Source organism: Pantoea ananatis LMG 2665 (assembly GCF_000710035.2).
GTDB classification, from domain to species: domain Bacteria; phylum Pseudomonadota; class Gammaproteobacteria; order Enterobacterales; family Enterobacteriaceae; genus Pantoea; species Pantoea ananatis.
The window spans coordinates 74,088-91,931 of the sequence record NZ_JMJJ01000008.1 but is presented as its reverse complement, the minus strand read 5'-3'; the positions used below and the strand labels follow the sequence as shown (position 1 = coordinate 91,931).

Below are 17,844 nucleotides of genomic sequence, written 5' to 3'. Positions count from 1 at the left end.
TTGACCTGCAGCTAGCTGTTAACGACGACCTTCAGCGATAGCGGTAACGGCCTGTAACTCAGCGGCTTCCTGCTCTTGCTGCTCCTGACGATCACGCACATCTAAAATCTGATTGGTGACCAAACCTTCTTCGATTTCGCGCAGTGCGATAACGGTAGGTTTATCGTTCTCTTCCGGAACCAGCGGATCTTTTCCGCCTACCTGCATCTGACGTGCACGACGTGCAGCGACCAACACCAGGTCAAAACGATTACCAACTTTTTCTACTGCGTCCTGAACGGTTACGCGTGCCATAGGTGTGCTACTCCACAGATGAAGAAATGACTCGGCATCATACTGAAACTGGGTTCAGACTGCCAACAGTTTGCTGATTAAAGCATCATGGCGCGCTTTCTGACGGGCCATGCGCAGACGTTCTGCGCGAATAATGGTTTTCAGATCCGATAACGCCAGATCAAAATCATCATTCACAATTAAATAGTCGTATTCGGCGTAGTGGCTCATTTCTGCCACGGCCTGTGCCATCCGACGCGCAATGACCTCTTCGCTGTCCTGACCGCGACCACGCAGGCGACGATCCAGTTCTTCTTTCGAAGGCGGCAAGACAAATATGCTGCGCGCTTCTGGCATCTTAGCGCGAATTTGCTGCGCGCCCTGCCAGTCAATATCAAGAAAAACGTCCACGCCGGTCGCCAGGACCTGTTCAATTGCCTTACGCGAGGTGCCGTAATAGTTGTCGAAAACTTTCGCGTGCTCCAGAAAAGCATCTTCCGCGATCATTTTTTCGAACTCATGCTGTTGAACAAAGAAGTAATGTTCACCATGCGCTTCGCCCGGACGCATACCACGGGTGGTATGGGAAACAGACACTTGCGTATCATACAGCGGCTGCGTTTTTAACAGTGCCTGAATCAGACTGGATTTTCCTGCACCACTGGGCGCAGAAACAATATAGAGCGTACCTTGGGCCATGATTTTCTTGAATTGATTAAGTGCGGAGTCGGTTTCCTGCACAGTATACACAGCTTCCCCGCCCCACGCAGCGTTTGCGCCATCCTCAAAGCGAAAAGTTTATGCGACATGCTACGTAGCCCAGCCTGCAGCAGCTGAAAACACAACTCTTTGTTCGCCTAACCCGTTCCAGAACACCGGAACAGGGCTGGCTCAGCCTGATGTTCAGAGATTGAATGGTTCAAAATCAGGAGGTGACGGATGAGAGGGATGTTTATTGTTGGGCTGCTACTGATATTTAGCACGTTTTCTTCCCTTGCGGCTTTGTGCCCCGCCTGGACGTCAGCGCGTGCCGTCAGTGAGATCGCGCATTTGCAACAGCAACTTCGGCAGTGGGATAAGGCGTATTTCCAGCAAGGGCGCTCGCTGGTTAGTGACGCAGACTACGATAGCTTGCAGCAGCGGCTTAACCACTGGCAGCGCTGTTTTACTCAGGCTGCGGATGAATATGTGCCTGCCTTGCCTGAGGACGGTACGCAGTGGCATCCCGTTGCGCACACCGGCGTTAAAAAAGTACGGGATAAACGTGCGCTGGGTTACTGGATGCAGGCACGAAACGATCTTTGGGTACAACCAAAAATCGATGGCGTTGCCGTCTCCCTGATCTATCGACAGGGAAAACTGGTCTCGCTAATCAGCCGCGGCGATGGGTTACACGGCGAGCAGTGGCTGGCGAAAGCCCGTAATATTCCTGCCATTCCATCGGTTATCGACAGTCAGCAAGGCAGCATCGTACTGCAGGGCGAGCTTTTTTTGAGGATGACCGGTCATCAGCAGGCTGTGGACGGCGGCAGGAATGCCAGAGCCCGTGTGGCAGGGGCAATGATGAGCCAGGCTGACTCGCCGCTGCTGGCACAACTGGGTATTTTTATCTGGAGTTGGCCTGACGGGCCGGCGAGTATGCCTGAACGTCTGGCCCGGTTGAGCTCATGGGGCTTTGACCTCGCCAGCCACTGGACTCAACCCGTTCAGGATGAAGAGGATGCGGCAAGCTGGCGCGAGCGCTGGTTTCACGCGCCCTTGCCTTTTGTTACCGACGGTATTGTTGTGCACCAGGCTGCCCGCCCGGCAGGAAAGTACTGGCAGCCCGGTGAGGGTGAGTGGGCCATCGCCTGGAAATACCAGCCACCGGAGGTGAGCAGTGAGGTACGATCCGTAGATTTCTCAATAGGACGAACGGGAAAGGTGGCGGTCGTACTGAATATTCAGCCCGTTCAGCTTGATGACAAAACCGTCAGGCGTGTCAACATAGGGTCGTTAAAACGCTGGCGAGAGAAGGATGTCATCGCGGGAGATCAGGTGACGGTTAGCCTGGCAGGACAGGGAATTCCCCGGCTGGAGCGCGTTATCTGGCGCGTGGCGCAGCGTGATTACCCTGAGCCACCGGGTTCTGAGCACTTCACTCATCTGAGTTGTTATACGTTAACGCCGGATTGCCATCGCCAGTTACTGGCTCGCCTGAGCTGGCTGAGTCAAAAGTTCGTGCTGAATATTCCCGGCGTTCAGCGCAGCACCTGGCAGCGACTACTGGATACCGGTTGTATTACGCACCTGTTTTCCTGGCTGACGATTACGCCAGAACAGATTGCCGCTGCAGCAGGCATCTCCTCTGAAAGAGCACAGCAAATCTGGCATAGGTTCGAATTGACCCGCCAGCAACCTTTGCGTCGCTGGGTTAACGCATTGGGCATCGCGTTGCCCCAAAAGGCACTTCGCGCCCTGGCCGATAAAGAGTGGGAACCCTTGCTGGCTCGTGATGTGCAAACCTGGCAAGCGCTGCCCGGCGTGGGCGCAAGGCGTGCTGAACGCATTGCCGCACAATTTCAGGATGCCGGGCTGCGGAAGTTGATTACCTTTTTGCAGCAGCAGGGCATCCCGGCATCATCAGTGTTCAGGGTGGGGATAATTGAAGATGGGCAAGCCGAGTCGAAACCGCAGTGCCAGCAGGCGGGCAAAGAAACCGAAAAGTAAGGTGATGATGATCACCAGCTCATGTGCCAGAGGCGTTTTCAGTAGCAGGATGTACATCCAGCCAGAAGCGAAAGCGATACCGGCGTAAAGCTCTTTTTGAAAAACCAGCGGGATACGATTACAAAACATATCACGCAAAACCCCACCAAATACGCCGGTGATGACGGCACTTATCGCGGCAATGATCATGGCATGACCTGAATCCAGCGCAACCTGAGCGCCAATGATGGAGAACACCACCAGACCCAGCGCATCCAGAACCAGAAATACCTTGCGCAGATGTGTCATCAACGGCGCGGCAAAGGTGGTCACCACGGCAGCCGCGGCGACGATCATGATGTACTCAGGATGCTTTACCCAACCCAGTGGATAATGGCCAAGCAGAATATCGCGTACTGAACCCCCGCCTATCGCGGTCACAGAAGCAATAATGATCACGCCAAACAGGTCCATTTTACGACGGCCGGCGGCAAGTGCACCCGTCATCGCTTCAGCGGTGATACCAATGATATAGAGAACAGTAAGTAACATAGCAGGCTCCAGGAAGACGGCGGCAAGGCTACGCCACTGAAGAGCACGGCGCGACTGAGATTTTCTGTTAGTTACGTTAAAAGTATTAGTAAAAATTATCCCGTTCTGGATAAGACATTAATAATCAATAAGGTGCATGGGGGAAGACACCAGTAGAGATGAAATTTTTTATTGGTTTTAATCCAGACACGCCAGGGGGCGCTGACGCATTGCCCTGATCTTGCTCTCTGCCATGACATTATGTTGGTCTAAACAGGGAAAGGAAACAACGCAAGAAAGCCATGCAGGGTGAAACCCTGTTGGGTGAATGGCAGCCCGCATGCAGAAGCCGGTGAAAAGCAGGACAGAATCCGCAGGAATAACCAATAACGGAAAGGGCTGTGTGTTCTCAAAAAAACGTGCTGACTGGCAGCACGTGAAGCCCTTTTTTCAGATGCCTGAAGTCCAAATACCTTCTTATCGCGGTACGTTCCTGATACAAACCTGGAAAAAGGTTTTCAGATTAAATTGATACTCGGGTTGAAACCAGACCCGGCCATAACAGCAGTAAGCCAGCATCCTTACTGAAATCATTGCCAGATAGCCCCATAACGCGCATAACACTGAAGGCGTGCTCCACACAGTCAGCAGCGTAATGATCAGTCCAACGAATACGGATGATATTTCACAAAAAGCGATATCGGAATACTGCTTTTCGCGCTGCAAGATCGCGCGGTAATGTTGACCCTGAGGGATGATAATAAAGATGACCGCTGCCATCTCCAGCATCATGGTAATCTCTGGCTGGTTAAAAAGATGATCGGCAACAATGCCGGAAATAAAAAGCGCAGAAAAAATGAGGAGGCCCATTAACACATTCCCCCAATATATGACAGACAACGTATTGTCGGAGAGGGGAGAATAGCGAATCACTTTGTTTGAAAAACCGCGATCCGCCAGTGTATCTATGACCAAAAGGCCGGCAATCACGACAGCCAGAAAATTGAATGCTTCTGCCTGCAGGAATTTACCCAGCAGGGAAAGTTGCAACACGCCAATGCTTAAGATTTTTATTGATGAAAGAAAGGGCCATTTAGCGTCAATAATATTTATTTTACGTATAGCCATGGTTTTTTCCATCGTGTAAATAATTATAGTGGTAAGCGGAGGTGAAATCCTGGCTTAGCGTTTGGTCTGTTTATACAGGTTATATTAACGGTCAAGCTGATGCTGTCGCGAACGGATCTATAGCGCGCATATTTCCCCTGGTGATGCTGAATCCCTGTTGTTGTTTTAATTATCCAGACGTCATTCATAATTATAACATTCATGATGCCATAATGAACATTACTGAACGCCTTTGTTATTTCGTTATATAAGTATTGCTGTGTGTAGGTGATTTATAGCGCTTTTTATTAGAAATAACATCATAAGGAAAATCTGATATGCGATTTGAGATAGGCGTTAATATTGAGTAACTGCATGATGTTTTTTGACTGACAGATAAAATCTACATATTTATTTGTGCCAGAATTCGGTGTGACTATCCAGCATAAAAGAGTGTGGAATAAAAAAGGCTTTTAAACACTGTACATAGGCACGCTGTGAAAGCGTGAGCCAGGATTTTTCCGCTTTAAAATGCTTAAGCAGCAGCAAAGCATAAACACGTTTGTTACGCGCGTGAGGGGTAAATACTTAAACATTCTGAACATAAAAAACCGGAGCGTAAGAATGACTCAACCGCTGTACTGGCAAATTCGCCTTAGGCAGTTATTAAAGAAAGCAGGGAAAGGCGGGGCTGGATAGGGTTTCTGCTTTCAGGCTGAACCTGTCTTGTTTGCCGTAACGGTAAAACAAATCCCGCCTGAAAAAGTAAAGCAGGCCAGAGCCTGCTTTGTCTTTATACATAAAGAGACGCTTCACCCGGTGGGCGCGTTTTAAACCGGCGATGTAGCCAGAGGTACTGCTCCGGCGCGCGCATAATCTGGCTTTCGATCACTTTATTCATGTAAGCAGCAGCGGCTGATTCATCTTTGTGAGGATAGTTTTCCAGAATCGGTTCAATAATAAGTTTATAGCCATCGTTGCCGGGATTACGAATCAGCATGATTGGCACCATAGCCGGCTTGGCCAGGCGGGATAAAACATAGGTACCGTTCGTTGTCGCTGCTTTCTCAACGGCAAACAGAGGCGCAAATGTACTGCCTTTAGGGCCGTAATCCTGGTCCGGCGCAAACCAGACAGATTCGCCCTGCTTAAGTGCCTGCACCATGCCGCGCAGATCGCGACGGTCAATCATCGCCTTGTTGGAACGCATCCGGCCTTTGGTTTGTACGTATTCCATCGCGCGGTTGTTATGCGGACGGTACATAGCCATCATCGGCTGACACAACCCGCTGATGCGGCCACCCAGCTCTAAGGACATAAAATGGATGCCGATTAACATCACGCCACGGCCTTCATTTTGAGCTGAATAGAGGTTTGCAAGGCCAGAGACGTTGAATAAACGTTTAACCGCATGATCAGGCCAGAACCAGGCAATACCCGTTTCAACCAGTGCCATACCGAGAGAGGCAAAATTACCCGCGATCATGCTTTCTTTTTCTTCGTCACTGATAAAAGGAAAGCAGAGTTCAATATTACGACGGGTTATACGCTCTCGGCGCTGAAGGAAATGACGGGAAAGTTTACCGGCACCTGCACCCAATCTCATCAGAACAGGATAAGGGAGTTGAACCAGAAGCCAGAGAATGCCTAGACCGAACCATGTAAACCAATAACGCGGGTGTAAAAGTGTGCTGCTGAACTGCCTGGTGTTTTTCATCATTGACCTTAAAGGATTGATGGATGTAACGCAAAAAGACCCATTCCTTAAGTTCCCAAGCGGTACGGCTGTACTAACTACGACCAGCACTTTATCAAAAAGTGCCCTCTGTCACAGTGAGCTTTCGTCATCCTGTGGATTAAGACGATCGATGGAATGGCCTACTGAACGAACAAAACAGGGTGGTGTTTTATTTTTTAATGATTTAAAAACAACGTCTTAAGTATACTCTTGTAAAGCCAGAACGTTAAGGGAAGCGTAGGGAAATTAAGACAGTTCTGTACTCACAAGCTAAAATCTTTTCGAAAAACTTACATTCAGAGTGGCAAAATTCTAAAAATTGGCTAAGGACGAGTATGCGCCGGGATGTGATGAAAAGCGACATGATCCGTGCGATAAGTGATTTCGGCAGATCATAAGAGGAGAGAGTAAGGACATGCGTCTTCACAGGCTATACACGTCTGTCCCCGTACGTCACATCATAGCCTGAAAGAACATGCTGTACAAAAAAGGAGCGCTAGTAGTAATTCACAGTCATCATGCGGTAATTACCGACTTTTTTTAACTGCATCGTGCCCAGCTTGAATGGCAAAGATTGCTGGCTGTCATTCAACCCTAGGGTGGCAGCTTCGGTTTTACCCCCTCTTGTGCAGCTTTGCTTAATCTGAGAATGAACAATCAGGGTATCACATCCGGTCTCCACAATAGCACCACGAAAAGTGATTTGGCCGCCAGTTGCAAATGACGAGGATGATAATGCCATTAAGACAAATACATAAGTTAGTTTTTTCATGGCTTGACACTCTGTGTTGATTTTCATAAACAAAGAACGGCACCAAATAATAAAACTTTAGTCGATCGTGCTTTTTTATTTTTTAAAAATTATTTTATACGATAGTGTGAGTGATTAGCACTTACAGACTCTTATTAATGCCGATTTCTGGAAGAAGCTTAGTGGATTATAGTTCAACACCTTATGGGCATTTTTTTTCTTAGTAAGATTTTCTCTTTTTTAACAAATTCGCCTGAATACTGGGCGGTCAATCACAAAACAACCCGTTTCAATAATGCGTATGAAAATTGGGGTGCAGGTAGGCTGAAATGCGGCATACAGGTCATGTATCACCCAGATGAAAACATGTTCATTATCCGTACTTGGATTGTTGTGCGTCTGGGCTTCTTCGCGTTTTAGTTTCCGGCCTGCTTATCACATCTCACTATTCGGTTGGCGAAGGTTCTTCGGTGAGGACGGTTTACTTAAGAAATAAGGAGGCCTTGCCGAGAGGGCTGCATAATACTGACGATAAAAATCAATTCCATGTTCCGTTAAAAAAGGGAGCACCGAAAATGATAAGTTAACACTAAAGGGTTACAGATTTTATCTGTCTGACCAGAAAGCATCAGTAAAACGGGCGCCCAGTGCGCTTACAGCAGGTTGTTGAGCCTTTTTTACGCGCCTAAATTTGCTGAGCAGCAATGTGAAAAGTCCGCTATTACAAGGACTTGATAATGATGAAGTGACGTAGTAAACGCTATAAAGCGAAATTATCTATTACTCGATATTTTGAATCTGAATGTTGATTAAAATAAAATAAATGCTATTTATCATAACCTTAATGATTTTATATGTGACGGGTTTATCATTTTACTCCCCAATCAACTCCCCATTTATAACAGTGGCAAGCTGTTCAGCTTGCCAGGTTACGATTACATATGTCATTGAATGGTTGTCTTTGATCTTTCACCTTGCATGAGTTCACCAGAAGGTTTCCGATAGTAAGATTCGGTTCCTATTCGGTAATAGGTATAGCCATCCTTTGTCTTAGTTATGTCCATGATCCAGTTAGACTTTTCAATACAATTTTCTTCTGTATTCATGTCATCAAAACATAGTAAATAATCAGTATCATGATCTGGAAAAATACCTGAATTTTTAGGAGCAAGCTTTTGATATTTTCCGTCAAACTTCCAGATTGAAACAAAGTAAGTTTCAGCGGATGAGAGAGTTTTAGTTCCATTATTATCCCACCACTCAATTTTACTACTATCACTGAAAGGCATGTTTTTAACTAAAAACTCTTTATTAGAGCCAGCTCCGTGAACGGCAAGGACTTTAGTAGAATTAAAAAAATTCAAATAAAAAAACACAAGAATAATAGCTGATAATATAAATATTATAATTTTTCTGGCTTTCATCCATTCCTCCGACTACTAATTTCAAACTCGGCTTTCATATTTGTAAAAAAAGGTTTAAATGAAAATTTTTCCCATCGTTGGAGCACAAACCAGATGCGAAATGCCCTAATATAGTGAAACTTCATATTCATAATGTCAGTTTTGTCGAGACCAAAATGGTCTTGTCCTGTAAAAGTTACTTTCGCTACATAACCACTCTCAGTGATATCAAGTTTAGTGAGTTGAATCTTTGTGGCATATATGTCATGTATAGACATTCCTAACCCATTGAAGCTATCTGCCCATCTGTTGAACTTAGGAAGTATTGAATTTCCTATTGCTTTAGTTATTGAATCTTTGTCGGCATCAGATAAGCCATTTTTTACATCAATGGCAACCTTATCGAGCATAGACTGGATTATTTTTAGCGAAGATAACGGAGAGGATTGTTCGTTTATTATCAAACTTTTATATGCACTATCAAGAAAAGGGCTGGAATAGCTTTTTCCATTGCCATGATAAAAATGCTTTACAAGATTATTAAATAAATTATGTTGCCCTAAGTAATATGTAGGCAATGACACTCGAAGAAACTCATCGAAAAGGATTTGAGCAATTACCGTTTTTGATTTTGGTTGGGATTTACGGAAGGAACTAAATATTGAGACTTCCTCTCCAGTCCACGGATCAACGACATCAGAAACATCATCAAGACCTAAGTCGCTTCTAAGCTGTTTTTCAGTAAGATCGCCACATTGCATATCATCAGAGCTGTGGTCATTGAACTGATGCTTAGTCTGATAAAGTGTGACTGGGAACACCATAGCTGACATAATAACTTCCTTATGATATTAATTTTCAGACCAAACTCTTACTTGTGAAGGTAGATCCAAATCTTTAAATATCGTCATGTCTGTAAACTCAGTTCCTTGTCATTACAAGATATTCATTTCTGACTCTTAACCTATAGCTGATTAGTGTAATAATAAACTTCATATACGGGAAAGGGAAGTGCTGAGAATCTCATCTTTTTCTCAAATTACTGTCATAGCCTGGTCTCAATACTTTGACGTGCTCACCGCTTGGATGAAACAAATTGAAACGTACAAAACAGGTTGGAAATAAAAAGCCCTGATAAATCAGGGCGTTGATAAATATTGAAAAGCTTTGGAAAACAAGAGAAAATTATTCAATATTCTGGATCTGCTCGCGCATCTGTTCAATCAGCACTTTCAGCTCAATGGCTGAATTGGTGATCTCTGCATTAATCGATTTCGAGGCCAGAGTGTTCGACTCGCGGTTGAACTCCTGCATCATGAAGTCGAGCCGACGTCCGACGGCTTCTTTTTTCTTCAAAATGTTGTACGTCTCTTTAACGTGCGCATCCAGGCGATCCAGCTCTTCTGCTACATCCACACGTTGCGCCATCATCACCAGTTCCTGCTCCAGGCGGTTGTTTTCCAACTGCACTTCGGCGTCCTCCAGTTTGGCGATCAGCCTTTCACGCTGCCACTTAATGACATCAGGCAGTTGAGCTCGCACTTTACTGACTTCATGCGTTACCGCTTCCAGACGCTGCTCGATCAGGGATTTCAATGCGCTGCCTTCGCTCTCACGTGCAGCAATGAAATCATCCAGTGCGCCATCCAGCGCCTGAATCAGCTGTGTATTTATCGCGTCCAGATCCTGTTCTGGCGCAGACATCACGCCAGGCCAGCGCAAAATATCCAGTGGATTGATCTGGCCTTCGTCGCTCTGCATCTTCACCCAGTTAGCGGCCTGAACCAGCTGTTTAGCCAGCGACTCGTTCAGCATCAGCTCGCCTTGTGCGCCGGGATCGGCATCAAAGCGCAGATTACATTCGATTTTACCGCGCGTCAGACGCTGGCGAATGCGTTCCCGAATCATCGGCTCCAGTCCGCGGAACTGCTCTGGCAGACGAATATAGGTTTCAAGATAACGTTGGTTAACGGAACGCAGCTCCCAGGCGGCGCTGCCCCATTCGCCTTTAACTTCACGGCGGGCGTAGGCGGTCATACTGCGGATCATAAGCGTTACTCATTTTCAGAAAGATTAAAGTCAGTATAACGAGGCAAAGCTAACCATAACAGGTGTAAGCAGCAGCAGGATGAGAGAACAAATTATTTCCGCTTTCAGCAACAGGCACTTATGCTGTTTACTGGCTTACTCGTTGAGGACCCCGTTTATGTCTCACGTATTACGCTTTCCTGTAATGCTGACCTTACTGCTGGCTGGCTGTCATTCGCCATCACCGCCACCTGTGCCATCAACCCGACCTGTTCCCATATGTGCTGGCGGTGAGGTGATGATGCAAACCACATTGTGGTTTGGTCTCAGTAAGCCACAAGGCGGTAGCGTGAGTTCGCTGGACTGGATGAATTTTATCGATAAACAAGTGACGCCTCGCTTTAAAGCCGGGCTCTCGGTTTATGATGCGCAAGGGCAGTGGTTGGGTGAAAACGGTCAGCTGGCGCGTGAGAAAAGCAAAGCGCTGGTGCTCATCTATAACTTTGACAGCGATAACAACAGCCGTGTCGAAGCACTACGTGAGCAGTATAAAAAACAGTTTGGTCAGGAATCGGTCATGCGTGTCGATTCGCCTTCCTGCGTGAGTTTCTGATGCCATTAACGGCGGCCCAGGCCGCCGTAAGATGATCAGATAAACAGTCCGGCGAACGCAGCCGAAAGCAGGCTTACCAGGGTCGAACCATAAACCAGTTTCCAGCCAAATCGGGAGACGACGTTCCCCTGTTGTTCGTTCAGCCCCTTAATCGCGCCTGCCACAATACCAATCGACGCAAAGTTAGCAAACGAGACCAGGAATACCGACAGGATGCCTAATCCACGCGGCGTCATGCCTGCCGCCACTTTCTTCAGTTCGATCATGGCGACGAATTCATTGGCCACCAGTTTAGTGGCCATAATGCTCCCAGCCTGAAGGGCGTCTACGGCGGGGATGCCGATTAACCAGGCAAAAGGGTAAAAAACATAGCCCAGGAGCTGCTGGAAACTGTAGCCGAATAGCGCTGCGAACAGCGCATTGACGGCCGCGATCAGCGCAATAAAACCGATCAGCATTGCCAGAATGATCATCGCCACTTTAAAGCCCGCCAGGATGTACTCTCCCAGCATTTCGAAGAAACTCTGCTCCTCATGCAACTTATCCAGGGCTACAGGCTGTTCCTCGCTTTCCTTACCGGGATTGATAATCGACAGAATGATAAAGGTGCTGAACATATTGAGCAGTAGCGCCGCCACGACATAGCGAGCCTCAATCATCGACATGTATGCACCGACAATGGAAAGCGAGACGGTAGACATAGCGGTTGCCGCCATGGTGTAAAGGCGCTTCGGCGGGATATCCGCCAGAATACCTTTATATGCGATGAAGTTTTCAGACTGACCCAGTACCAGCGTACTGACCGCATTAAAAGATTCCAGCTTTCCCATGCCGTTGATTTTAGACAGGACAGTTCCCACCAGGCGGATTAGCAACGGCAGAATGCGCCAGTGCTGCAAAATACCAATCAGAGCGGAAATAAAAACAATCGGGCAAAGTACGCCAAGAAAGATAAAGGCCAGGCCCTGCTGACTCATGCCGCCAAAAACAAACTCTGTGCCTTGTGCAGCAAAACCCAGTAATGTTTCAAAGAAGCTGCCCACCGCTCCCACGAACGCCAGTCCACTGGCAGAATGAAGGAAAAACCAGCCCAGCGCGGCTTCAACGATAATGAGCTGAATGATATAGCGCGGACGAATGTGTTTACGGTCATGACTGACCAACAGCGCAAGGGCGAAAATCACCACCAGCGCCAGCAGGAAATGTAAAATAGCGGCCATAGTTTAATCTGTTCGTAAAATGCGGCAAAAGGTAGGGCATTTAGCCATACTCCCACATGAATTTCATCCTGAGCCTTACAGCCCACTGCAAGAGACAGCGGGCCAGGAAGTCCGTATAATACGCAGCCAATCATTTGCAAGCCGGAGATAACCATGCGTCCAGCAGGCCGTAGCGCACATCAGGTGCGTCCAGTCACATTGACCCGCAATTACACTAAACACGCAGAAGGTTCCGTTCTGGTGGAATTCGGTGAAACCAAAGTGCTCTGCACTGCCACGGTGGATGAAGGTGTTCCGCGCTTCCTCAAAGGACAGGGACAGGGCTGGGTCACTGCCGAATATGGCATGTTGCCGCGTTCAACGCATAGCCGCATGGCACGTGAAGCCGCGAAAGGCAAACAGGGCGGCCGCACGCTGGAAATTCAGCGTCTGATCGCCCGTTCACTCCGCGCAGCCGTCGATCTTAAAGTGCTGGGTGAATATACCATTACGCTTGATTGCGACGTCATCCAGGCTGATGGTGGCACCCGTACCGCATCTATCACCGGCGCCTGCGTGGCACTGGCGGATGCACTAAACAAACTGGTTGCCAGCGGTAAGCTCAAAGCGAACCCGATGAAAGGGATGGTCGCGGCGGTATCTGTGGGCATTGTTAACGGTGAAGCCCTGTGTGACCTTGAATATGTTGAAGACTCCGCAGCTGAAACCGATATGAACGTCGTGATGATGGAAGACGGCCGTATGATCGAGGTGCAGGGCACGGCGGAAGGCGAACCTTTCAGCCATGAAGAGTTGCTGGCACTGCTGGCGCTGGCCCGCGGCGGCATCGAAGAGTTAATTCAGGCGCAAAAAGCGGCGTTGGAAAAATAAAGTAACAGGCGACCGCAGAGTCGCCTTTTTTTATCTGAGGAGTAAGACATGAAAGCCTGGCAGCGGCAGTTTATTGAATTCGCACTGAATAAGCAGGTGCTTAAATTTGGTGAGTTTACGTTAAAATCTGGTCGTAAAAGTCCCTATTTCTTTAATGCCGGTCTGTTTAACAGCGGGCGAGACTTAGCGCTGCTGGGGCGTTTCTATGCGCAGGCGTTAGTGGACAGCGGCGTGGATTTCGATTTGCTGTTCGGGCCCGCTTATAAAGGGATTCCTATTGCGACCACGACAGCGGTTGCCTTAGCCGATCATCATGACCGGGATGTGCCTTACTGCTTTAACCGTAAAGAGGCGAAAGATCACGGTGAGGGCGGTCTGCTGGTGGGAAGCCCGCTACAGGGTAAAGTTATGTTGGTCGATGACGTTATCACGGCAGGCACGGCAATCCGCGAGTCGATGGATATCATTAATGCTCATGATGCGAGTCTGGCTGGCGTCATGATTTCACTGGATCGTCAGGAGCGTGGCCGGGGAGAGCTTTCCGCTATTCAGGAAGTGGAACGTGACTATTCCTGCAAGGTTACCGCCATTATCACGCTCAACGACCTGATCGACTATCTGGCTGAAAAAACGCATATGGCCGATCATTTAGCGCAGGTGCGTGCGTATCAAAAAGCGTACGGCGTCTGATTACAGGCGGGCGCTGCCCGCCTGCCTGTTACACCAGCTGTGCCGCAATCAGCGGCCAGCGGGTGTCAAAGTCAGCGGTGGGACTAAAGCGGAACTCCGAGCGAACGTAACGCGACAGTAATCCTTCACACAGAGCCAGTAGCTGACTGGCTAATAATGCTTCATCGGTTTGAAAGCCTTCACCCTCTCGCATTTTCCGCTCACGCATCACCTGACGTAGCTGGACTTCAATGCGCTCAAACAGCTGGTTAATGCGCCCTTGTAAACGATCCTGTTCAAACATCAGCGCGTGACCCGTTAAAATACGTGTCAACCCCGGATTACGCTCACCAAACCCCAGAATCAGCTGCACAATAAGACGCAGGCGCGCCATTGTTTCTTTTTCATCTTTAAGAATGAGATTGATGCGGGTAATCAGACTGTCTTCAATAAATTCGATCAGGCTGTCAAACATCCGTGTTTTGCTGGGAAAATGACGATACAGCGCCGCTTCCGAAACACCGACGTTGGCCGCGAGCTTCGCGGTAGTGATTCGTTGGCTGCCATCGCTGGACTCAAGCATCTGCGCCAGCGCCTGCAAAATCTCTTCGCGACGATTCCGCTTTACGACTTTTTTTTCTGCCATGCCCTTAAAAACCCCTGAATTTCACCATAAACAGGCAACACCTACGCATCAGCCACAAGATAAACACCTATGGCGATGAGAAATAAAATGATGAGCGTAAGTGAAAATAGGTAGTGCTGGTTACTGACGACCTGAGTGACCGAAGCCGCCTTCACCGCGCAAGCTGGCATCAAACTCTTCTACCAGATTGAATTCGGCCTGAACGACAGGAACAAAAACCAGCTGGGCCATGCGGTCGCCCGGCTGTAGCGTAAAGCTTTCCTGACCCCGATTCCATACCGATACCATCAGTTGACCCTGATAATCGGCATCAATAAGCCCCACCAGGTTACCCAGTACGATGCCATGTTTATGGCCCAGTCCTGAGCGTGGGAGGATGACAGCAGCAAGGCTCGGATCGGCAATATGGATAGCCAGGCCAGTAGGGATTAATGTTGTAGTCCCGGGGGCGATTTCCATCACGTCATCAATACAGGCACGAAGATCTAACCCAGCGGAACCCGGTGTCGCATAGGTCGGCAATGGAAAATCTTTGCCGACGCGCGCATCCAGAATTTTAACGTCTATTTTTTTCATCATAACGGCTGACAATCTCGTCTATTAAAAGTTGACCAAGGAGTGACTTATCGCTGAGCGGTAAGGTCTTTTCTCCTTCCTGCCAAAAAAGGTGAAGAGCATTGGTGTCGCTATTGAACCCTTGTCCAGCTTTCGACACGTCGTTAGCACAGATCAGGTCCAGCTTTTTACGCGCGCGTTTTTTTCGGGCGTATTCTTCCACATTCTGGGTTTCAGCCGCAAATCCAACCACAAAAGGCCGGCCCTGCGTTAATGCGGCAACGCCCGCGACGATATCGGGATTTTTAATGAGCTGCAGGGTGACATTATCATCGTCATCCTGTTTCTTGATTTTCTCATCCGCAATGTCGGCTGCCCGGTAGTCTGCCACGGCTGCGCTTGCAATGAAAATATGTTGTTTATTTATCTCATCCATCACCGCAGACTGCATCTCCCGTGCCGACGTTACATCCACCCGCTTAACGCCCACGGGCGTTGCTAAGCTAACCGGGCCACTAATCAGTGTGACGCTGGCACCGCGTCTGGCGGCCGCGGCCGCAATGGCAAAACCCATTTTTCCTGAGCTGTGGTTGCTGATATAGCGCACGGGATCGAGGGCTTCACGAGTCGGGCCGGCGGTAATCATAATGTTGAGATGTTGCAGATCGTTGACGGGGCTGGCCCACTGAACCGCATGGTCAACGATAGCCAGTGGGTCGAGCATGCGGCCCGGCCCGACATCGCCGCATGCCTGGCTGCCGCTGTCAGGCCCCCAGATGAATACGCCGCGCGCCTGGAGCGTCGTCAGGTTCGTTTGCGTGATGGCGGCGCGGTACATCTGTTGATTCATCGCCGGCACAATCGCGACAGGCGACGCGGTAGCCAACACGGCGGTTGTCACTAAATCGTTCGCCATACCGGCTGTGACGCGCGCGATTAAATCCGCGGATGCGGGTGCCAGCAGAATCAGATCGGCCCATTTGGCCAGCTCAATATGGCCCATGGCGGCCTCTGCTGCCGGGTCGAGCAGATCGTCCATTACCGGGTAGCCCGATACGGCCTGGAGGCTGAGGGGCGTAATAAACGCTTTTGCTGCATGGGTCATCATCACGCGCACATCGGCACCGCGATCGCGCAGACGGCGCACCAGCTCGGGGGTTTTATAGGCTGCGATGCCACCGCTTACGCCTAAAAGCACTTTTTTACCGGCTAATCCCATCATGCAGTTGACCTCGTTTTCAGTTGCCGTACAGCCACGGCGGAATGGGCGAATTTTATCACAAAACCTTGCCGTCACCTGTTCAAAGGCTGCGTTTGCGAGAAGTGCCGAAGAATCACATTTGCTCACTGGTCGCGTGTTAACTGCCAGAGGATGATACAGGGGGCGACAGGGAGAGCAGCAATGAATCATTTTCTACCACGGGAAAAACTCAAGCGACTGGGCGCAGATGCATTAAGCGATGCAGAACTGCTGGCCATCTTTTTACGTACGGGTTCAAGAGGCGTACCGGTGATGAAGCTGGCGCAGCAGATGTTGCAAGAGCTGGGGTCGCTTTACAACATCGTGAACGCCAGTGCGGAGGATTTCAAAGGAATCAAAGGGGCGGGGGAAATTAAGCTAATTCAGCTACGTGCCGTTGCTGAGCTGGCTAAACGGTTTTTCGCCAGCCAGTTGGCCCGTGAAAATACCCTCGACAGCCCGCTTGCGACACGCCAGTATCTGCAAACGCTGTTAGCAGAGCAGGAACGTGAGATTTTCATCGTGATGTTTCTGGATAATCAACACAGGGTGATAACCGCCCGGCAAATGTTCTCAGGCTCGATTAACAGTGTGGAAGTGCATCCGCGCGAAATTGTGCGCGAGGCGCTTAAAATTAATGCCGCAGCGTTAATCATCGCACACAATCATCCGTCAGGAAGAGCCGAACCGAGTCAGGCTGACCGCGACATTACCGTTAAAATCTGCGAAGCTTGTCGGCTGGTCAATATTCGCGTGCTCGATCATTTAGTGATTGGACGGGGTGAATCGGTCTCATTTACCGAGCGGGGATGGCTCTGAGCCTGAAAATCTGGTCCAGGTGGCGGATTTTTACACGATCATTCGGGATCTTTATCTGTTCGGGACTTGAGCACTTGGGCCGAGCGGCGTATACTACGCCACCTTTGAGAATCTCGGGTTTGGCGGTTAGGCCAGCTTAGCGGGTTCCATGGAACTCGCCTGGCGGGCTGTAAGCCTGACGAGGCGGCCAAAACCTAATTTTTAAAGCTCGAGCTGATTTGATTTTTGGAGAATAGACATGTCACGAGTCTGCCAGGTAACTGGAAAGCGTCCGGTGACCGGTAACAACCGTTCCCACGCAATGAACGCGACGAAACGCCGTTTCCTTCCGAACCTGCACTCACACCGTTTTTGGGTTGAGAGCGAGAAGCGCTTCGTTACTCTGCGTGTATCTGTAAAAGGTATGCGTATTATTGATAAAAAGGGCATTGATACGGTGTTAGCCGACATGCGTGCCCGTGGTGAGAAGTACTAAGAGTACTAAGGAACTGAATCATGGCTAAAGGTATTCGTGAGAAGATCAAGCTGGTTTCCTCTGCTGGTACAGGTCACTTCTATACCACCACGAAGAACAAACGTACTAAACCAGAGAAACTTGAACTGAAAAAGTTCGATCCGGTTGTACGTCAGCATGTGATCTACAAAGAAGCCAAAATTAAGTAATTTTGGTTTTCTGCAAAAAACCCGGCTCAG

20 protein-coding genes are annotated in these 17,844 nt (G+C 48.9%); 7 read left to right on the top strand and 13 right to left on the bottom strand.

Annotated elements, in window-relative coordinates; translation table 11 throughout:
- Positions 1-18: 18 nt before the first annotated feature.
- Together rpoZ and gmk are read right to left on the bottom strand one after the other, a co-directional pair.
- Positions 19-294: a DNA-directed RNA polymerase subunit omega gene (rpoZ, locus tag EL29_RS17870; RefSeq protein WP_003851346.1), complete on the bottom strand. Its 276-nt coding sequence runs from the start codon at positions 292-294 to the stop codon at positions 19-21.
- 54 nt (positions 295-348) lie between these two features.
- Complete coding sequence (gene gmk, locus EL29_RS17865) at positions 349-972, bottom strand: guanylate kinase (RefSeq protein ID WP_014332998.1); 624 nt, start codon at positions 970-972, stop codon at positions 349-351.
- A gap of 240 nt (positions 973-1,212) precedes the next feature.
- Here gmk and ligB point away from each other — a divergent pair, with 240 nt between their 5' ends.
- Complete coding sequence (gene ligB, locus EL29_RS17860) at positions 1,213-2,982, top strand: NAD-dependent DNA ligase LigB (RefSeq protein ID WP_019105386.1); 1,770 nt, start codon at positions 1,213-1,215, stop codon at positions 2,980-2,982.
- Here the strand turns inward: ligB and EL29_RS17855 are convergent.
- From EL29_RS17855 to EL29_RS17825, 7 genes are all read right to left on the bottom strand, one after another.
- Positions 2,896-3,513 (bottom strand): trimeric intracellular cation channel family protein, encoded by a 618-nt coding sequence (locus EL29_RS17855; protein WP_013027768.1) that lies wholly within the window; start codon positions 3,511-3,513, stop codon positions 2,896-2,898. The genes ligB and EL29_RS17855 overlap by 87 nt on opposite strands.
- 456 nt (positions 3,514-3,969) lie before the next feature.
- Positions 3,970-4,632 (bottom strand): oligosaccharide flippase family protein, encoded by a 663-nt coding sequence (locus tag EL29_RS17850; RefSeq protein ID WP_024471407.1) that lies wholly within the window; start codon positions 4,630-4,632, stop codon positions 3,970-3,972.
- Between the two features lie 760 nt (positions 4,633-5,392).
- Positions 5,393-6,316, bottom strand: a complete 924-nt coding sequence (gene lpxP, locus EL29_RS17845; protein ID WP_014333004.1) for a kdo(2)-lipid IV(A) palmitoleoyltransferase — start codon at positions 6,314-6,316, stop codon at positions 5,393-5,395.
- 517 nt (positions 6,317-6,833) lie between these two features.
- Positions 6,834-7,109 (bottom strand): YmdA family protein, encoded by a 276-nt coding sequence (locus EL29_RS17840; RefSeq protein WP_019105388.1) that lies wholly within the window; start codon positions 7,107-7,109, stop codon positions 6,834-6,836.
- Positions 7,110-8,032: 923 nt separating this feature from the next.
- Positions 8,033-8,512, bottom strand: a complete 480-nt coding sequence (locus tag EL29_RS17835; protein WP_019105390.1) for a DUF943 family protein — start codon at positions 8,510-8,512, stop codon at positions 8,033-8,035.
- Positions 8,509-9,324 carry a DUF3289 family protein gene (locus EL29_RS17830; RefSeq protein WP_019105391.1) on the bottom strand — a complete coding sequence of 272 codons (816 nt, stop codon included), beginning with the start codon at positions 9,322-9,324 and terminating at the stop codon, positions 8,509-8,511. Before EL29_RS17830 ends, EL29_RS17835 begins: the two co-directional genes overlap by 4 nt.
- 352 nt (positions 9,325-9,676) lie before the next feature.
- Positions 9,677-10,540, bottom strand: a complete 864-nt coding sequence (locus EL29_RS17825) for a YicC/YloC family endoribonuclease (RefSeq protein WP_013027746.1) — start codon at positions 10,538-10,540, stop codon at positions 9,677-9,679.
- Positions 10,541-10,697: 157 nt separating this feature from the next.
- On the opposite strand from EL29_RS17825, the gene EL29_RS17820 reads away from it, so the two are divergent.
- Positions 10,698-11,132, top strand: coding sequence for a DUF3574 domain-containing protein (locus EL29_RS17820; protein WP_014333006.1), 435 nt, complete (start codon positions 10,698-10,700; stop codon positions 11,130-11,132).
- A 35-nt stretch (positions 11,133-11,167) separates the two neighbouring features.
- Here the strand turns inward: EL29_RS17820 and EL29_RS17815 are convergent, their stop codons facing one another.
- Positions 11,168-12,352: a NupC/NupG family nucleoside CNT transporter gene (locus tag EL29_RS17815; RefSeq protein WP_013027744.1), complete on the bottom strand. Its 1,185-nt coding sequence runs from the start codon at positions 12,350-12,352 to the stop codon at positions 11,168-11,170.
- 153 nt (positions 12,353-12,505) lie between these two features.
- Between EL29_RS17815 and rph the strand changes: the two genes are divergently transcribed.
- Positions 12,506-13,222: a ribonuclease PH gene (gene rph / locus EL29_RS17810; RefSeq protein ID WP_013027743.1), complete on the top strand. Its 717-nt coding sequence runs from the start codon at positions 12,506-12,508 to the stop codon at positions 13,220-13,222.
- A gap of 48 nt (positions 13,223-13,270) precedes the next feature.
- Positions 13,271-13,912, top strand: coding sequence for an orotate phosphoribosyltransferase (pyrE, locus tag EL29_RS17805; protein ID WP_013027742.1), 642 nt, complete (start codon positions 13,271-13,273; stop codon positions 13,910-13,912).
- A 28-nt stretch (positions 13,913-13,940) separates the two neighbouring features.
- Here pyrE and slmA read toward each other — a convergent pair whose 3' ends face one another.
- The 3 genes from slmA to coaBC form a co-directional block, all read right to left on the bottom strand.
- Positions 13,941-14,537: a nucleoid occlusion factor SlmA gene (gene slmA, locus EL29_RS17800; RefSeq protein WP_013027741.1), complete on the bottom strand. Its 597-nt coding sequence runs from the start codon at positions 14,535-14,537 to the stop codon at positions 13,941-13,943.
- A gap of 120 nt (positions 14,538-14,657) precedes the next feature.
- The gene (gene dut / locus EL29_RS17795) at positions 14,658-15,116 is read right to left on the bottom strand and encodes a dUTP diphosphatase (protein WP_014333008.1); all 459 of its coding nucleotides are present in this window, start codon (positions 15,114-15,116) and stop codon (positions 14,658-14,660) included.
- Complete coding sequence (gene coaBC, locus EL29_RS17790) at positions 15,094-16,314, bottom strand: bifunctional phosphopantothenoylcysteine decarboxylase/phosphopantothenate--cysteine ligase CoaBC (protein ID WP_014604740.1); 1,221 nt, start codon at positions 16,312-16,314, stop codon at positions 15,094-15,096. The genes dut and coaBC overlap by 23 nt, the downstream gene beginning before the upstream one ends.
- A 180-nt stretch (positions 16,315-16,494) precedes the next feature.
- On the opposite strand from coaBC, the gene radC reads away from it, so the two are divergent.
- The 3 genes from radC to rpmG all read left to right on the top strand — a co-directional run bounded on the left by radC (position 16,495) and on the right by rpmG (position 17,814).
- Complete coding sequence (gene radC, locus EL29_RS17785; RefSeq protein WP_014333010.1) at positions 16,495-17,151, top strand: RadC family protein; 657 nt, start codon at positions 16,495-16,497, stop codon at positions 17,149-17,151.
- Positions 17,152-17,389: 238 nt separating this feature from the next.
- Positions 17,390-17,626 (top strand): 50S ribosomal protein L28, encoded by a 237-nt coding sequence (gene rpmB, locus EL29_RS17780; protein WP_006121249.1) that lies wholly within the window; start codon positions 17,390-17,392, stop codon positions 17,624-17,626.
- A gap of 20 nt (positions 17,627-17,646) precedes the next feature.
- Positions 17,647-17,814 (top strand): 50S ribosomal protein L33, encoded by a 168-nt coding sequence (gene rpmG / locus EL29_RS17775; protein WP_001051798.1) that lies wholly within the window; start codon positions 17,647-17,649, stop codon positions 17,812-17,814.
- Positions 17,815-17,844: the final 30 nt, after the last annotated feature.

What these genes read in the sequence shown, in the direction of transcription:
- rpoZ (WP_003851346.1), bottom strand. Translation starts at nt 294, where the DNA reads ATGGCACGCGTAACCGTTCAGGACGCAGTAGAAAAAGTTGGTAATCGT.
- gmk (WP_014332998.1), bottom strand. Translation starts at nt 972, where the DNA reads ATGGCCCAAGGTACGCTCTATATTGTTTCTGCGCCCAGTGGTGCAGGA.
- ligB (WP_019105386.1), top strand. Translation starts at nt 1,213, where the DNA reads ATGAGAGGGATGTTTATTGTTGGGCTGCTACTGATATTTAGCACGTTT.
- EL29_RS17855 (WP_013027768.1), bottom strand. Translation starts at nt 3,513, where the DNA reads ATGTTACTTACTGTTCTCTATATCATTGGTATCACCGCTGAAGCGATG.
- EL29_RS17850 (WP_024471407.1), bottom strand. Translation starts at nt 4,632, where the DNA reads ATGGAAAAAACCATGGCTATACGTAAAATAAATATTATTGACGCTAAA.
- lpxP (WP_014333004.1), bottom strand. Translation starts at nt 6,316, where the DNA reads ATGAAAAACACCAGGCAGTTCAGCAGCACACTTTTACACCCGCGTTAT.
- EL29_RS17840 (WP_019105388.1), bottom strand. Translation starts at nt 7,109, where the DNA reads ATGAAAAAACTAACTTATGTATTTGTCTTAATGGCATTATCATCCTCG.
- EL29_RS17835 (WP_019105390.1), bottom strand. Translation starts at nt 8,512, where the DNA reads ATGAAAGCCAGAAAAATTATAATATTTATATTATCAGCTATTATTCTT.
- EL29_RS17830 (WP_019105391.1), bottom strand. Translation starts at nt 9,324, where the DNA reads ATGTCAGCTATGGTGTTCCCAGTCACACTTTATCAGACTAAGCATCAG.
- EL29_RS17825 (WP_013027746.1), bottom strand. Translation starts at nt 10,540, where the DNA reads ATGATCCGCAGTATGACCGCCTACGCCCGCCGTGAAGTTAAAGGCGAA.
- EL29_RS17820 (WP_014333006.1), top strand. Translation starts at nt 10,698, where the DNA reads ATGTCTCACGTATTACGCTTTCCTGTAATGCTGACCTTACTGCTGGCT.
- EL29_RS17815 (WP_013027744.1), bottom strand. Translation starts at nt 12,352, where the DNA reads ATGGCCGCTATTTTACATTTCCTGCTGGCGCTGGTGGTGATTTTCGCC.
- rph (WP_013027743.1), top strand. Translation starts at nt 12,506, where the DNA reads ATGCGTCCAGCAGGCCGTAGCGCACATCAGGTGCGTCCAGTCACATTG.
- pyrE (WP_013027742.1), top strand. Translation starts at nt 13,271, where the DNA reads ATGAAAGCCTGGCAGCGGCAGTTTATTGAATTCGCACTGAATAAGCAG.
- slmA (WP_013027741.1), bottom strand. Translation starts at nt 14,537, where the DNA reads ATGGCAGAAAAAAAAGTCGTAAAGCGGAATCGTCGCGAAGAGATTTTG.
- dut (WP_014333008.1), bottom strand. Translation starts at nt 15,116, where the DNA reads ATGATGAAAAAAATAGACGTTAAAATTCTGGATGCGCGCGTCGGCAAA.
- coaBC (WP_014604740.1), bottom strand. Translation starts at nt 16,314, where the DNA reads ATGATGGGATTAGCCGGTAAAAAAGTGCTTTTAGGCGTAAGCGGTGGC.
- radC (WP_014333010.1), top strand. Translation starts at nt 16,495, where the DNA reads ATGAATCATTTTCTACCACGGGAAAAACTCAAGCGACTGGGCGCAGAT.
- rpmB (WP_006121249.1), top strand. Translation starts at nt 17,390, where the DNA reads ATGTCACGAGTCTGCCAGGTAACTGGAAAGCGTCCGGTGACCGGTAAC.
- rpmG (WP_001051798.1), top strand. Translation starts at nt 17,647, where the DNA reads ATGGCTAAAGGTATTCGTGAGAAGATCAAGCTGGTTTCCTCTGCTGGT.